Annotated in this window: 14 protein-coding genes; 3 read left to right on the top strand and 11 right to left on the bottom strand. The window is 36.3% G+C overall.

Going from position 1 to position 16,037, the window contains the following annotated elements; all coding sequences use genetic code 11:
• Positions 1–53: 53 nt before the first annotated feature.
• The 3 genes from RT761_RS10185 (at position 54) to RT761_RS10175 (ending at position 2,416) form a co-directional block, all read left to right on the top strand.
• A complete protein-coding gene (locus tag RT761_RS10185; RefSeq protein ID WP_218111313.1) occupies positions 54–1,433 on the top strand; it encodes an MATE family efflux transporter in 1,380 nt (459 codons plus the stop codon).
• A gap of 267 nt (positions 1,434–1,700) precedes the next feature.
• Positions 1,701–2,021: a nucleotidyltransferase domain-containing protein gene (locus tag RT761_RS10180; RefSeq protein WP_218111312.1), complete on the top strand. Its 321-nt coding sequence runs from the start codon at positions 1,701–1,703 to the stop codon at positions 2,019–2,021.
• Positions 2,021–2,416 (top strand): HEPN domain-containing protein, encoded by a 396-nt coding sequence (locus tag RT761_RS10175; RefSeq protein ID WP_218111311.1) that lies wholly within the window; start codon positions 2,021–2,023, stop codon positions 2,414–2,416. The genes RT761_RS10180 and RT761_RS10175 overlap by 1 nt, the downstream gene beginning before the upstream one ends.
• Positions 2,417–3,282: 866 nt before the next feature.
• Here the strand turns inward: RT761_RS10175 and RT761_RS10170 are convergent.
• The 11 genes from RT761_RS10170 to RT761_RS10120 all read right to left on the bottom strand — a co-directional run bounded on the left by RT761_RS10170 (position 3,283) and on the right by RT761_RS10120 (position 15,900).
• The gene (locus RT761_RS10170; RefSeq protein ID WP_218111310.1) at positions 3,283–4,395 is read right to left on the bottom strand and encodes a mannitol dehydrogenase family protein; all 1,113 of its coding nucleotides are present in this window, start codon (positions 4,393–4,395) and stop codon (positions 3,283–3,285) included.
• 2 nt (positions 4,396–4,397) lie between these two features.
• Positions 4,398–5,600: an alcohol dehydrogenase catalytic domain-containing protein gene (locus RT761_RS10165; protein ID WP_218111309.1), complete on the bottom strand. Its 1,203-nt coding sequence runs from the start codon at positions 5,598–5,600 to the stop codon at positions 4,398–4,400.
• 92 nt (positions 5,601–5,692) lie between these two features.
• Positions 5,693–6,532 carry a carbohydrate ABC transporter permease gene (locus RT761_RS10160; protein WP_218111308.1) on the bottom strand — a complete coding sequence of 280 codons (840 nt, stop codon included), beginning with the start codon at positions 6,530–6,532 and terminating at the stop codon, positions 5,693–5,695.
• Positions 6,533–6,548: 16 nt separating this feature from the next.
• Entirely contained in the window at positions 6,549–7,433 is an 885-nt protein-coding gene (locus RT761_RS10155; RefSeq protein ID WP_218111307.1) for a carbohydrate ABC transporter permease, read from the bottom strand.
• A gap of 104 nt (positions 7,434–7,537) precedes the next feature.
• Positions 7,538–8,833 (bottom strand): ABC transporter substrate-binding protein, encoded by a 1,296-nt coding sequence (locus tag RT761_RS10150; protein WP_218111306.1) that lies wholly within the window; start codon positions 8,831–8,833, stop codon positions 7,538–7,540.
• Between the two features lie 123 nt (positions 8,834–8,956).
• Positions 8,957–10,171: a uroporphyrinogen decarboxylase family protein gene (locus tag RT761_RS10145; RefSeq protein WP_218111305.1), complete on the bottom strand. Its 1,215-nt coding sequence runs from the start codon at positions 10,169–10,171 to the stop codon at positions 8,957–8,959.
• 30 nt (positions 10,172–10,201) lie between these two features.
• Positions 10,202–11,287, bottom strand: coding sequence for a uroporphyrinogen decarboxylase family protein (locus RT761_RS10140; RefSeq protein WP_218111304.1), 1,086 nt, complete (start codon positions 11,285–11,287; stop codon positions 10,202–10,204).
• Positions 11,288–11,646: 359 nt separating this feature from the next.
• Positions 11,647–12,483 carry a carbohydrate ABC transporter permease gene (locus tag RT761_RS10135; RefSeq protein WP_218111303.1) on the bottom strand — a complete coding sequence of 279 codons (837 nt, stop codon included), beginning with the start codon at positions 12,481–12,483 and terminating at the stop codon, positions 11,647–11,649.
• Between the two features lie 26 nt (positions 12,484–12,509).
• A complete protein-coding gene (locus tag RT761_RS10130) occupies positions 12,510–13,397 on the bottom strand; it encodes a carbohydrate ABC transporter permease (protein ID WP_218111302.1) in 888 nt (295 codons plus the stop codon).
• A gap of 99 nt (positions 13,398–13,496) precedes the next feature.
• Complete coding sequence (locus tag RT761_RS10125) at positions 13,497–14,837, bottom strand: ABC transporter substrate-binding protein (RefSeq protein WP_218111301.1); 1,341 nt, start codon at positions 14,835–14,837, stop codon at positions 13,497–13,499.
• A gap of 112 nt (positions 14,838–14,949) precedes the next feature.
• On the bottom strand, positions 14,950–15,900 hold the full coding sequence (locus RT761_RS10120) for a sugar-binding transcriptional regulator (RefSeq protein WP_218111300.1): 951 nt from the start codon (positions 15,898–15,900) through the stop codon (positions 14,950–14,952).
• Positions 15,901–16,037 lie beyond the last annotated feature (137 nt).

The following is a 16,037-nucleotide window of genomic DNA, read 5'->3' as shown; positions in this document are numbered from 1 at the left end:
AAAAATCGGGAGAATTTTATTCGCTATTTATTTTTTGAAAGGAAGTTTTAATAATGGACCATTCAGCACAGCTTCGAGACACAAAAATATCAACTTTGTTATGGCGATTTTCTATTCCAGCCATTGTAGGTATGTTAGTCAATGCCCTGTATAACATTGTTGACCGGATTTACGTTGGTCAAGGTGTTGGTTCACTTGGTATTGCTGGAATTGCAATAAGTTTCCCTTATATGATGCTCATGATGTCCTTCGGGATGTTAGTCGGCATGGGATCTACTGCATTGGTCTCGATTAAATTAGGTGAAAGAAAAAAAGAAGAAGCTGAGCGAACTTTAGGTAATGCTTTCACATTGATAGTTATAATTTCGATTGGATTATCAGTAATTGGTTTGTTATTTATCAAGCCAATCTTAATTATTTCCGGAGGGAGCGAAACCGTCCTCCCCTATGCCATAGATTATTTAAGAATAATTCTTATTGGTGGAATATTCATGGGAGTTGGCTTTGGAATGAATAACATCATTCGGGCTGAAGGAAATCCTCGAACCGCCATGGCCACCATGCTGATTGGTGCATTGATAAACTCTATCCTTGATCCAATTTTTATTTTTTGGTTTGGTTGGGGAATCAAGGGAGCAGCAATTGCTACCATTTTATCGCAAATGGTTTCAGCAGTTTGGGTACTCAGGTATTTTCTCAGTGGAAAAAGCACTCTACGTTTCCATGCGAAAAACCTCAAGCTTTTTAAACCAATTATTTCGAAAATACTATCAATTGGAACGGCACCTTTTGTGTTACAAATGGGAGCAACTCTGCTCTATGTTATTCTAAATAATTTTTTAAACCAATATGGTGGAGATACTGCTATTTCGGTAATGGGAATTATCAACAGTGTCAATATGTTGATCCTTATGCCGATTTTTGGAATTAACCAGGGTGCTCAACCAATTATTGGTTATAACTATGGAGCTCAACAATTTGACCGAGTAAAGGAGACGGTGAAGACAGCCAGTTTATCGGCAACCGGTGTGGTGATCCTGGGTTTCATTTTCTTGATGGCTTTCCCCCAGCAGTTCATCATGCTTTTTAATAAAACTGACCAAGACCTTATATCAATGGGAACCAGGGCAATGAGAATAATTCAACTCATGTTGCCAGTGGTTGGCTTCCAGGTGGTAGGAACCGGATATTTCTTTGCAGTGGGGAAAGCTAAAGAAGCAATGTTTTTGAGCCTTATTCGTCAATTGCTCATATTGCTTCCCTTGGTGGTTATTCTTCCCCGTTTTTTTGGTTTAGACGGTATTTTTATCGCAGCGCCGGTTTCTGATGGTTTGTCATTCGTTTTAACTGCAATCTTTTTGGGTATTGAATACAAAAATTTAGATCGAAAACATCTGGAGACTTTTGCTAAAGTCAACATGGAGGCATCGTAAGCGTAGAAACAATCTTAAAGCCTGAGGGGAAGGCTAGTATATTTCTCTCGGGCTTTATTGAAAGATACTCAACCTGGATTTGAGTCTTGGTTTACACCCTCATACCCTAACCTTCTTCCAATCGTCTCCTTATTTTTTGATGGCATTGGGGGTCTCATCATTTTAAAGAATTTATAAATAATAAAAAAAGGGTTTATACCTTCCTCTTTTTCTATTTAAGAAACTTATACTATAATTAACTCAAATTAAAAAATAAGGAGTTTTAAAGTGTTATCTAATGCTGATGTAATTACTCTTAACCTTTTTGCCCATCAAATCCGTCGGGCATTTCCAGATGCCCGTATCTGGGCTTTTGGTTCCAGGGTAAAAGGGAATGCTTCTTGGGAATCAGACCTGGATGTATGCGTCATTATTAAAGATTTAACCACGGATTCTAGTAAACAGATTATTGATATTGCCTGGGAAGTTGGTTTTCAAAGAGATGTAATTATTTCTCCTCTCATTTTTTCACAAGAACAATTTGAGTCTGGACCTCTTTCCGAAAGTTCGATAGTAAAAACCATACGCCGGGAAGGTTTTGCAGCGTAATGAATAACAACCTGAAAGAGTTGATTCATTACCGAATTGAACAAGCTGAGGAATCAATGAGAGCTGCTGAAATTCTTTTTGAAAATGGTAGCTTTAGGGCTTCGGTTAACCGATCTTATTATGCTATGTTTTATATGGTTTTAGCACTTCTTACTATTGAATCAAAAGAAACATCCAAACATTCAGGAGCTATTTCACTTTTCGATAAAATATTTGTTAAAAGAGGATTATTTTCGGTATACCTATCACGTTGGCTTCATTATGCTTTTTCAAAAAGAATGGATGCAGATTACAACCCGATACATTCAATTTCATTAGAAGAGACGAGTGAAATATTAAATCATGCTCAAGAATTTATTATAAAGGTTAAAGATTATCTCCAAAAAAACTCTTAAAAATAAGTATATTTCACTCTCTACGAGGCACATATAGTTTCTTAGCTAATCTTCCTCCCTTATAATTGATACAAAAACATACAATACATTAATTGAAAATTCTTGTAAAAGTGCCTTTTCTTTTTTTTAAACATACAATTGCTTCCTTTAATGTCATAACACTTTCCCTCTGTATTTCTTTATTTATTATTCTATCCTGAAAATACCATCTTATAAATTCCCCCATTGAGGGGGGATAAAGGGGGGTGTGCCTTTAATCGGTCATCCTGAGCCCTCGCTTTTTGAGGGCGTGAGGATCTCATCTTTTAATTTTTTTCTTCATAAATACTTTAAATGATGAGATTCTTACGTCGTCCGGCAAAAACACCGGACTCCTCAGAATGACTAAGTGGATGGTAGAGATTGCCACGTCGCACAAGACGCTCCTCGCAATGACGGATTTAGATAGGTATTTTCATCCTCATGTGGTGCTGCAAAGCAGCATGACGGTCTATCCTGAAAATACACTAATTCTTAAAAATGCCGTCATCCTGAGCCCTCGCTTTTTGAGGGCGTGAGGATCTCATCTTTTAATTATTTTAAAAAATATTAAATGAGATTGCCACGTCGCCCAACCAAAAAAACGGTTGGGCTCCTCGCAATGACGGATTTAGATAGGTATTTTCATCCTCATGTGGTGCCATGAAAGTGGCATGAAGGTCTATCCAAAAAACCACGGGCATGATAAATAAAGCCCCTACCAAAGATTAAAAAATTATAGGGGTACAATGTTTTGTACCCATTCATTAATTAATGTAGCGACATGCCATGGCATGTCGAAGCTTGGGTTTTCATCATCATCTGGCAACATAAAATATTATAGTTGCCTATATTTCGGGATTACCCATGATTAATTGAGTAAGTTCTTCTTCGATGATAGCGCAGTGATTGATTAGAAAATCTTTAATAGTTTCAGGGAGAAGCTCTAATTTGGAAACGATTTTATAACCAGCTAAAATAGCACTGGCAAAATGAACAGGTTTTATTCCCTGGTGATGAATAAATCTCAACCCACTCACTAACCGTTCGTTTGGTTTTAATTTCTCCAATATACCACGAATACCTCTTTCAATTGAATCATGAAAGAAAGGATTATATATTCTTTCTAAAAGATTTTCGCCATAATCTTTCAATTCTTGGAAAGGAAAATGAGGGTGAGCATGATGAAGAGCCGGGATGATTTCATTAAACATCATTTTTTCAGCTTTTTCTTTTAATATTTGATCGACATCGGAAAAATATTTTATTCCATCAAGAAAAGCATGATAGGCAATAAAAGCATGAGCCCCATTGTGGGCAAAGAATTTAATATCTTCCCAGGTAGCAAAAATTTCAGGTTCAACTAAGGTAAAAACCGGAGAAAATTGGTTAGTTAAGCATACTGCTTCATTGAGTTGAAGAAAGTCGTAAGATTCAACTACCAACCTGTCAGGAAGGTCTTTCCAAAGAGGCATGTAACCACTTTCTCCGTGACTGGCAAAACGGCACATCCGAGACATCACGGTATCAACTACCTTGCTCGCTTTAAAGTATTTTTGATAGGTCTGAGCCAAGTTACGGCCGTTTTCACATAAAAGGATATGATTTTCCCTCGGTTGTGCATTGAGAATTGGAACAATCTGGGAAATAACGATCGGTAAATTCTGATTTCCTACTGTGGTGAAAATCAAATCGGCTTCAGTAAGTACTTTATAAAAGTTATTTTTCTCTTTATCTTGGTCAAGGTTAATGACATTAAATCGTCCTTGAACGGAAACAGATTCTATACCATCCCGATAACAAATATTGAGGTTATATTGTTGTTGGTTTTGAAGTTCTTCCAAAAAAGAAGCTTTTATGTTCTTATCAATAAAGGTGATTTCATAATCCGGAGCTAAGCGTTCACCTAAAAAACCTAATGCCAAAGCTCCGGTTCCAATTATAACCACTCTTTTAATCATTATCAGGATTCCCAGGGGTAAAGAACCGGTTTAAGCCCGTCGGCTGAAGTGGTGAAAAATTCTTGAGGGGAGTCATCAAAGGTAAATTTCCTGGATGAAATGAAGCCTTTGAAAGATAATTTCCCTTCATGAAGCCATTTTAGTACCGCTTTCATCGCATCGGTTGAACAACCACTGGTTCCAATGGTTTTGGCACAACGATAATGGTTCTGATCAATGTCAGCTTGATCGACCATAGAATGGGTTCCCCCAAAACACGCTCCAACACCATATCCTTCTCGGGTATAGAGCTTGAGCATAAGTCTCTGAGCGTTAGGATCAGAACAAGCACAAACCACATCATCAAATAAATATCTCTCTGTCATTGCTTCCAAATCATGAACAATTTTTTCTTCATTTAATAAACTTTCTTGGATGGTGGAATTTTTGAATTGAGGAACAACATATACTTTCACTTGGTTTCCTAAAATTTGATGAATGAGTTTTTCTTTTTTCTCAGATCGAACCACCATGACCACTTCACTCGCACCTTCCAAAATTGCCAATGATGCATAAAGCATACTGACGGTTCCCGAACCGATAATGCAGGTTTTCCCACCAGGTTGTATACCGGCTTTATAGATATGCCTCCCATCCTTATCAACTCCAAATGGATGAGGAGTGGCATAAATCGACTCCAAGGCACAAGCTGCTGGTTCTATCAAACAGGCTTCTTCATCAGATACTTGTTCAGGAACCCGAATCACTGATTCCGAGCGAATCATTTCTTCCGGAACTCTCATATATTGAGCATATCCGCCATTAATTTGAAAAGAAAGGTTGGCTATCGGTTTGGGAATAAGCATCAAGCCATTTTTATAGCGAGCGATGCGGGATTGGAAGGTCACTCTCTCGCCAACAGAAAAATTGAGATAATCAGGGAATAATCTTTTTCCTTGAACATACCCAATCCCATCGTTACAATTTCTAACATTGTCACCTATCTCGACGATAATCCCAATCAACTCATGACCAAGAACGACAGGAGCATAAGGATCGACATTCTTATGACCATAGAGGAAAATTGATTTATCGGTTCCACAACGGGCACACATCAATACCTTGACAATTAAGTCATTAGGACCGCAGTTTAAATCAATGGTTTCCAACGTAACCTGTTCGGGATGGCCATGGTATACAAATGCCTTGGAATGATAAGAATTCATATCCCTCTCCTTTTTCCTAAGGTTAATATCAGCCGTTCAATACAAAGTTCCCTTATGCTAATTTTTAAAAACAGATAGCTCCATGATTTTATTTATCGTAAAGCCCCAAAAGTTAAACCCTTAACCAAGTGTTTTTGTACCAATAATAACAAAATAACCGTGGGAAGAATTGCAAGCATTCCAGCTGCCGATAATGACCCCCAGTCAACTGCGTAGCTTCCAACAAAACTGGTTGCAATATAAAGTGGAAGTGTCCTCACCTGAATGCTGGTTAGTGTTAAAGAAAAAATAAATTCATTCCAAGAAAACACAAAGGACAGCACTGCAACCGATAATAAACCAGGAGCAGCAAGAGGCAAAGTTATCCTGGTTAATACTTTTAAAGTTGAGCATCCATCTATGGTCGCTGCCTCCTCGATTTCCCTTGGTACCGAATCAAAAAAGACCCGACTTAACCAGACAACCAAAGCTAAATTCACTAAAATATGAGCAATAGATAAACCCGCTATCGTATCAACTAAATTTAAAAATTTGAAAACTCTCAATAATGGAACAACGACAACAACTGCGGGCATAAATCGAGTTGAAAGAACAAAAAAAGCCATATCTTCTTTACCTCTATAGACAAAACGGGCAAGGCAATACCCAAAAGGCGCTCCAATTAAAAGGGTCAACAAGATTGAACTTATACTCACTTCAATGCTATCAACAAACGACTCGATAAAATCCGGTTTTGATAATACTTTTTGATAATTGGAAATGGTCGGTTGAAAAGTAAACTTGGGTGGATAGGAAATGGTATCCTTAGGATTTTTTATTGATTGGGTAAAAATCCAGTAAAATGGAAAAAGGGTAAAAATGGCAAACAGGATTAAAATGAGATAAATGAAAAAAAACCGAACAAATTTATTTTTCAGTTTGGTTGAACTCACTCTCTTTATCCCTCCGCTACTTCGGCAAAAATTTTAATGCTTGTTTCGATCCTATAAATGCTATGACCAACATCACAATTCCTAAAACAGCTCCTTTTTCCAAGCTATGAAAAGGAAAACTTTCTTGATAAGCACCAATAACCATTGTATAGGTCGCATAGGCAGGACCACCTTTGGTTACTGAATAAATAATGTCAAAAGATTTAAAGGCATCCATTAGCCGAAAGATAATAGCTATAATGATTGTCGATTTTAAAAGTGGAAGGGTTATGTAAAAAAACCCTTGCCAGCCGGATGCTCCATCTATCATTGCCGCTTCTAGCGGTTCTTCGGGTATCATTTGAAAACCAGCATAGAGGATCAGAATCATGAATGGGACCCACTGCCAAACCTCAATCAAAATAACTGACAATAAAGCTGTGTTTGAATGTGCTGCCCATTGTAAACCAGGAATATGCATTAATTTTAAAAAATAATTGGCAACTCCATAAAGTGGATTTAGAATCATATTCCAGGTCAAAGCAGTTACAACCGGAGCTACTGCTAAAGGAAGAATGAAGACTACCCGAAAAAAAGCCACTCCTTTTTGAATGATATGGAGTAAATAGGCGATAAGTAACCCGAGTAAAAAAGGAATCGTAACTGCACCCAAGGTAAATAGAAGTGTATTTTTTAAGGTTACCCAAAATGTTGGAGATTGAAACATAAATAGAAAGTTTTTTAACCCGACAAACTCTAAATTGTCAATTCCTGCTAATGATGAATGAAAACTCAAGTAAAAAACAAACACTGTTGGATAGATGAGCAATGCAAAAACTGCCAGCGTGACAGGCAAAGTGAATAGATAAGGTAACCGGTTTTTTATTTTAGTTGGTTTCGCAACTTTGCTTGTTGTATTCATTGATTCCTCTCTTATTCATTAAAATTAGGGAGAGGGAATAAATCCCTCTCCCTTTTTTCTATCCGTTTAAAAATTGGTAGGAAATGGTTTTTTTTGTTATTTGGTTACTTTAGCATTTCTTCCCAGGTTTTTTGAACTTCGTTTAAAGCAGTTTCAACGTCTTTCTGGTCCATAAGGACTTCCTGGACACCTCGTGCAAAAGGATCCATTAAGTCGAAAAACTTTAAATGCGGACGTGAAAGAACCCCATCAAACAAACCCTTGCTGGTTGCAAAAACAAATTCCGGATTTTTCACAATAATTTCTGGTGAATCAAGAACTGATTTTCTGGGTGGTAAATTATTTGCTAAAGCTTGCTTATACTGGATCTCTTTTGAGGTTGCCCACTCGATAAATAACCAAGATGCCGCCTTTTGTTTTGAAGCAGCAGCAATTGAAATTGACCACATATGGGCATGGGGGATTCTCCCACCTGGTCCCTGTGGAAATGGGGCAATTCCACCTTTTTCTGGCTCAAGACCTCTTAAAAAGAGAGTGGTAAAAAGACCTGAGGAATCAAGATACATTGAGGTTAATCCGGAAGCAGTGGAAGTAACTACTTGTTCCCAATTGAAGTTAGTGATTCCTGGGGGTGCAAATTTTTGCAATGCGGTATACATTTTAACCGCTGCAATGGCTTCCGGGCTATTGATTACCGGTTTATAATCAGCAGTGAAGTAATCTCCGCCGTAGGATTTCATGATTCCATAGAGCGGCCACCAAAGCTCGGTGTTCCCTCTTATAACCACTCCATACCTATCTTTTAAAGCTCCGTTAATCTTTTCAGTAGTAACCAAAAGGTCATCGAATGTATCCGGAACAGTCACACCGGCTTCTGCAAGCATATCTTTCCTGTAAATTAAAGATTGTACTTCTGCAGTAATAGCGATTCGATCACCAGCGGTACCACCAATTGTCAGCATTTTTTGAGCTGGTAAATAAAAATCATTCCAGTCATACCAATTTAAATCAGTCAAGTTAGGATCTAGTATAAATTTTGCTAATGGCTCGGTCCATCTTTCCTGATCATATTTTGGGGCGTCATAATACTGGGTCATAAAAACATCAAAAGCAAAAGTGCCAGCAGTTAAATCGGCGGGAACTTTTGTTAAGTATTCTGCTTCAGGTAGTATGGTCGTGACAATCTTCATTCCAGTAAGTTGCTCAAATTCGGGGAAATAGGGTTCAATAGTTTCCTGCCATGGATGCCGACAAAGCATAACATTCAATGTTGTACCAGCAAATTGTTGCCAATTAATGTTGGCTTCACTTGCGGGGGGAATGACTGGGGCACCAAATGCGTGAGTAAAGGCCAAAAGAAGCATTGCTAAGGATAAAACAATAATCATTGATTTTTTCATTACTAACCCTCCCTATTTCATTTTTTTGTTTTAAAAAATACCGTTGTAAGAAATGAATCGAAATAAAAATTAATAAAAAAAATAATACTATATTTTTATAAGCATATCACCCCCTTTTAAGAATCAATATCCTACTCTTTTCTCAGAAATTTCTTTTACAGAATTTATAAATCTCTTCATAGTATGAACATCTTCTTCAGTTGGGTTTGATGGCTGATATCCATCAATTCGAAACATACAGTTATCATTTTCTGTAATGGACAGTATAGCATTTATTGTATTTCGTATTATATCTTGATTGGTTTGCATAATTTCATTTTCACCAAGCCGAATATGATAGGGTATTTTTCCATTGAGCTCTTTTATCGCTTTATAGACATCATCATTCCACCAATTCAAATCTATGACTCCAACTGGACAACTTATTTTCTTTATAGTTGAAATAAATGAAGATTTTGAACCACAACTATGCCACCAACGGATATTCCCATAAAACCTTGCTAAATCATCTTCATAAGGTAAACAAAACTCTTCATACATCCGTGGAGATATGATTGGACAGCTGGCTTCATCATTGGCTAAACTACTCTCAATTTCTTCTTTTCCAATCAATCTTCTCCTTTCTCTGGTGAATTCTTTGCGAGTTTCGGTAATCATTGTCATTAATTGATGAACAAATTTTGGTTCTTCTACCATATCCATTAAAAGATTTTCCATGCTCCTCAATCCACAGGCAACACCAAAAGGCGCTCTGTCCCATTTATGAAAGATGACCTGATAATCCTTAGGTACCAGGGTATTGAGAACTTCATAAAACTTATGAGCCAAGGGCATTAGCCCACTGGTATAAAAATTTAATGATGGAATTTTCAAAAAATCTTTTCGAGTTTTGATAACTGCTCCTTCGCTGGTAAAAAGCGGTTCATGATCTTTAGAATAGATTACCTCAACCCCGAAAAGACTAGGCTCAAATGCAATCCCTAAAAATATTGGTACAGTTTTTAACAAAGGAGTATCATCAGGAAAATTTAGAAAACGGTGAATATCAATTTTTAAATTCCATTTTAGATATTGTCTCGGATCTTTATAATAATCAATAATATCAAATTTCAACAACTTAGCTTTCTGAATTCGATCCCAATCAGCAGTTATTGGTATTCTTTTTTCCTTTCTTTTATTCGCTGGTATGGGAGCAATTATTCCTGGTAAATATTCATCAGGACAGATATTCGGTCCCCACATTTGCAGTCTTCTTTTGTTTTCATCACTTTCATAAAGCAAAGATTTTTGATCGAAAAGGTTTTTAATTTCATCATATATTGTATTATTATCACTCATCTTCCATCAGCTCCATATAAAAAAAAGAGTTTAACCAGTTATATAATTCTTAACAGTTTCATAAACGGTGAATACGTTTTTAACTGGAACATCTGCAGTAAACATATTTGCACTTGATAAAATCAATCCCCCTTCCGATGAAGCGGCATCTAAAACCCGTTTCACTTCGTTTTCAACATCTACGGGAGTTCCCATCGGAAGGATAAACCTGGTATCAATATTTCCCATAAGCGTAATTTTATTTCCATACTGTAATTTTACTGATGCAATATCCATTCCAGCTGCCGGCTCAAGGGGATGAAGCCCGTCAATTCCGATATCTATGAGATCTTGAATGACTTGATTAATATTTCCGTCTGAATGAAAAAAAACTGGAATCTCTTTTCCTTTTGAGCGAGCATATTTTTTGATTACTTCAATTTCAGCTTTTAAATGTGGAAAAAGTGAAGTTCGATAAAAATTTGGTGACATCAGTAATCCCTTGTTTCCCGCTAAATCATCCTCTAATAGAATTAATTGAACACCAGCATCAATATACATTTTGGCGATTTCTGAGTTGTATTGAGTAAATTCTTGAATGAGGCATTCAAGTTCAGAACAGTTGGTAAGAGACCAAGTCATATAGTTTTCGTATCCAAGTAACGAGGTCAACATGCCACGGCCTCCCCAAACCAAAGCACCTATATAAAAATCGGTTTCTTGAACCCATTTTTCAATTTCTTCAGCATTTCTTTCATAAATAGAGATCGGTGGAAAGCGATATAAATAAATATCAGCAGGACTTTTAATCGGTGATTCAATTAATCCAGCATTCAAGGTTCCAAATTCCGATTCTTCAAATATTTCTCCCCAACCATCTTTAATAATTCTTCGCCCTGCTTTGCTTATTCCTAAACATTCTTTTACCGGACTTGATTCAAAAGTACAATCAACACCTTTTAAATCTATATTCAGAAGTTCATAAACCTTAATGGTGTCATGATATTTATCAAATTCTTTCAGGTTCTTATTTAATATCTTACTCATTAAAATTTTATCAATTGCCCACTCCCCGGTAGCTATTCGATCAGTTTTCCCGTGATAAATACTTTGTGTAACTCTATCACGATGATTCATTCTATCCCCCCAAATTATATTATTAATTTATTTATTATTTTAGAATAATAAAAATATTTTTTGGTTTTACGATGTGTTCTTTTCTTAAAGTAGATTTTTTCAAAATTTTACGACCATTATTTATCATACTTAATGAGTCATTTAACGTCATAGCTAATACTCAAGAGGGAAATTTTTTAAATAATATTCTTTTTATTCTCTTAAAATTCCTGGATGAGACTGATTCTTTTCATGCTTTCTCAAAGTATAGAAAAGTAAACGACTATTTCGGACCAATTTAGTCCGCCTTTAAATAAAGGAAGATTAAGAGGGATTCAGTTGTTTAATAGCTATTTTTTAAAATATTTGTGTAATATACACTATTCTTTTAAAGCACCAAAGGTAAGGCCTCGTACTAAGTATTTTTGAACAAAACCAATAAATATAATTGCTGGAATAATGGCCACTACTCCTCCTGCCGAAAGCTCTCCCCATTTAATTTCATAATATCCGATAAACCGAGCTACAACAACAGGTAGAGTTCGAGAGCTACCACCGGCAAGAACACTGGCAAATATAAAGTCATTCCAAGAAAAGATAAACCCTAAAATTGCCGTGGAAATTATTCCATTAATAGAAAGGGGAAGAATGATCTTAAAAAAAGATCCTAAGGTGCTGCAACCATCGATTTGTGCGGACTCCTCTAACTCGTAAGGAATTTCCCGAAAAAATCCTCTCATAACCCATATCGTCAACGCTAAGTTAATCGTAATGTGCATCAATATGAGAGAGATACGAGTATCGGTTAGGTTAAACCTTCTGAACATGAGATAAAAAGGAAGAAGAACACCAATTGGTGGAGCCATTCGGGTACTTAAAATCCAAAATGCTAAGTCCTTCTTTCTTTTAAAGTTAAATCTTTCCAAAGCATAGGCTCCCGGTAAACCAATAATAAGAACTATCGCCAAAGATATCCCTGCGACTAATAAACTGTTTTTGAAAGCATTAATAAAGTCTTGATTTTTAAGTATACTTTCATAATTTTCAGCGGTCGGTTGAAAAAACCACTTGGGAGGAATGCTCATAGAATCTACTGAATTTTTAAAAGAGGTAGTAACCATCCAGATTATGGGAAAAAGCATTATTATAACAATACCTAAAACAATAATAAAAGCGATCCGGTTTTTAAGTATTTCTATTCCTTTCCAGCTTCTCATCTTGAATAATTTCCTCCATTAAATCTTTACTTTAAAATGCTTTCCTCAAAACCAGTCCTGCGAATCACAAACAGGGTAACAATATTGATTAAAAATAGAAAAATTATGACTAAAGATCCAGAATAACCTATGTCAAGGTTACGAAAAGCATTAAGATAAATATTTATGTTCAGGGTCTCTGAGGCATGCCCAGGTCCACCCCCGGTAAGTGAGTAAATAATATCGAAAGTACGGAAACTATCAATTAGCCGAAAGACAAATGCTATGCTTATAATTGGTTTTAAAAGAGGCAAGGTTATATTTTTTAAGGTTTGAAAACCCGTTGCTCCTTCAATTTTGGCAGCTTCATACGGTTCTTTGGGGAGCGACATAAGTCCCGAGGAAATAATTAAAATCATGAAAGGAGACCATTGCCAGGTATCGACAATAACTAAGGAAGGTATCACCGAATTGTATCCAGCAATCCACTCGGAACCTTGCAGACCTATTTTCTGAAAGACATAATTGATAATTCCCAAAGAAGGGCTAAACATAATTCTCCATATGTAGGCGGTTGCAACGGGCATTGCAACCATGGGTAAAATCAATAGAGTACGCAAAATGTTTTTTCCTTTAAATTCTCTCCCAAAAAGCAATCCAACCCCTAATCCGATGAGTAATTGTAAGATTATTCCAAGACCACTAAAATAGAAGGTCGTTTTTAACGAATTCCAAAATTCCTGGTTGGTTAAGGCTTTAATAAAATTACTCAGCCCTATAAAATGTTTTTGATTTGGGTAAATTAAATCATAGTTCTGAACGCTTGCCCAAAGGTTATAAAAAAAAGGAAAAAGCGTAAACAGAATTAGGGTTATGATGCTTGGCAAAAGGAGATAATACACTATTTTATGGCGTTGAGAAATTTTTTTTATCATTCCTTTTCCCTCATATTTCAAAGATTTCTCTCTACTATTCTTTGATAGGGGCTTCTAGTATATTTATTGAGCCCCTATCAAAGTAGATTCTATGACTTTTTATTCCATTTTCATGACTTCTAAGGTTTGTGCTTGGGCTTTTGCCATTCCATCGGCCACTGATATTTGTCCTAAGAACATTTCTTGCAAGAGAGCTTCAACAATATCAGCTAAAGGTCCAAATTCTTTTACTCTGGGGAATCGATACAAACCAGAGAACTGATTCATGGTAGCTGAACTGGCTTCAATCCAATCTGGAACTGTTGGATATTTATTTTTCAAAGTTTCACTTTGCCATATTGAGTTTCTCATGATTTCGGTTGTATCAATACCTAATCTCAGAGCTATGTCTTTGCTGGTTGCCCATTGAATAAACAACCATCCAGCTTCTTTCGATTTAGAAACGCTACTCATACCCCAATGCCAAGCAGTACCTGCAGCTGGCGCATTATTTCCATCGGGAGCTGGCGGTAATAATGCATAAGCAACTTTACCAGCAACTTGAGACCGAGAAGGATCTTCAAACGAGCTCATAAATATATTAGCGTCACCAGCAAATATTGCTGCTTTGCCTTGGGCAAAATCTGAACTCGCTTCATACCAACTATAATTAACCGCTCCAGCTGGTCCTGCATCTTTGAGAAGTTTTAAGTACATTTCAGTTCCAGCAATAACCTGCGGACTATCCAATTCTGGTCGTTTAGTTTCAGTATTGAGCCAGGATCCACCATAATTTTGAATGTAACCATTCCATGGCCAGTGAGTACCGGCACCTCTTGCTAATCTTAAAACGACTCCAGCATGGTTGGGTGGATTATTTAATTTTACGGCATCATCATAGAGTTCATCCATATTGTTCGGATAAAGAAGTCCCGCTTCTTCAAATAGATCTTTTCTGTAGAAAACAATTTGATTATCAGGAGCAATTGGTATTCCGTATAATTTACCGTTAATCACCACAGCACTTAAACTACCGGCAGGGTAATCCTCGAAATCATACCATGCTTTATCAGTCAAGCTCGAATTTTCCAAATATGGTTCTAAAGGTTCTAACCATCCGCCTGCTTCATACATGGTGGAATAAGCATGGCTTAACATAAATACATCAGATACAGGATTTCCTGATGAAAGGTCAATAATGATCTTACGAAAGAACTCAGCTTCTGGATAATCATCAATAGCAACTTTAATTCCAGTAAGTTTTTCAAACTCAGGAACGATATTTTTCAAATAAGTAATCGCATCTCGGCTACATGCCATAACACGAATTGATTGCCCATTAGACTGATTCCAGTCAATTTTTGCTGCATCAGGTCCGGGAAATTCTGCCGAAAAAACGCTCAAAGAAAAGAATACTACAAATGAGAGACTTAAAATAACTGTTAAAAATGACTTTTTCATACTTTCAGCTCCTTTCATTTTTTAAAAAAAGATAACGATACTATTTTTTCTCATTACACCTCCTTTTTTTGTTTTAACGATATTAATTCTCCTTCAAAAAACTAAACTATCCCTATTGCTCATTTCCTGCTAATTCTTTAGCAACAATTTGATCGGTTATAAGGACATCAACATAACCAGACTTTAGACTGGCAAGAATTGCTTCCTTTTTCCGTAAAGATCCTGCAATTGCGATTATTTTTTTAGCTTTTTTTAATTGCTCAAAAGATATTCCTACCCTTTTTTTAGTTAATGATTCATTACATACTTTTCCATTTTTATCAAAATTATTAAATAGGATATCGCCAACATGGCCTTTATTTATAAGAATTTTTAAATCATTATCGCTAAGAGATGTATCGGGAAGATAGGTGTCCTTGGCAATAGGTCCACCGATTCCAACTATCGCTATGTCCAACCTTTCCCACAATTTCGAAACTTTCTCGAAATTTTTATCGGAAAACAATGCTTTGACTATTGATTCGCTATCAACTATTGCTGGTGCATAGAGGGGGACGAATTCACCGTTTATTTTTTCTGAAAACTGACGAGCCATCTCATTTACTTGGAAGTCGGCGGCATACTGACCAATACCTCCAATCAAAGGAACTACAGTTGCCGATATTTTTCTGCTTGATTGAAAATATTTTAAAGTTTCATACATGGTCTTACCCCAACCGATACCGATACAATCACCATCGTGGATATTCTCACTTAAGTACTTAGAAGCAGATCTCGCTAAACTTTTTCTTATAAAGTATTCATTCTTAGTCAGTGCTGGAACAACAATTATTTCTTCCAATCTATATTTTTGCTTTATGAAGCTTTCAAGTTCTGCAACATGGGAAAGAGGATTAATGACCAAGATTTGGACAATCCCCTCTTCTTTGGCTGCTTCCAAATAGCGGTGAATTTTTAAACGGTTCATGCCTAATTGTTTGGCAATTTTTTCTTGGGTCATGCCTTCGTTATAATAGAGATGAGCTATTTGATAAACTAATTCTGTCTCTTGATGATAGTCCATTTTCTTTTCCCACTTGAAATTTTACAAATGTATTTTTCATTTGTTCATTATTAAAATATAACGTGCCCATCTAATTGTCAATAGAGGTTTTATTCTTTCAAAAATAATAATAAATCACTTCAGAGGATAATGTCGTT

Source organism: Atribacter laminatus (assembly GCF_015775515.1).
Taxonomy (GTDB): domain Bacteria; phylum Atribacterota; class Atribacteria; order Atribacterales; family Atribacteraceae; genus Atribacter; species Atribacter laminatus.
The sequence above is the reverse complement of the archived record's forward strand: the minus strand, read 5'-3'. Positions and strand labels throughout refer to the sequence as shown.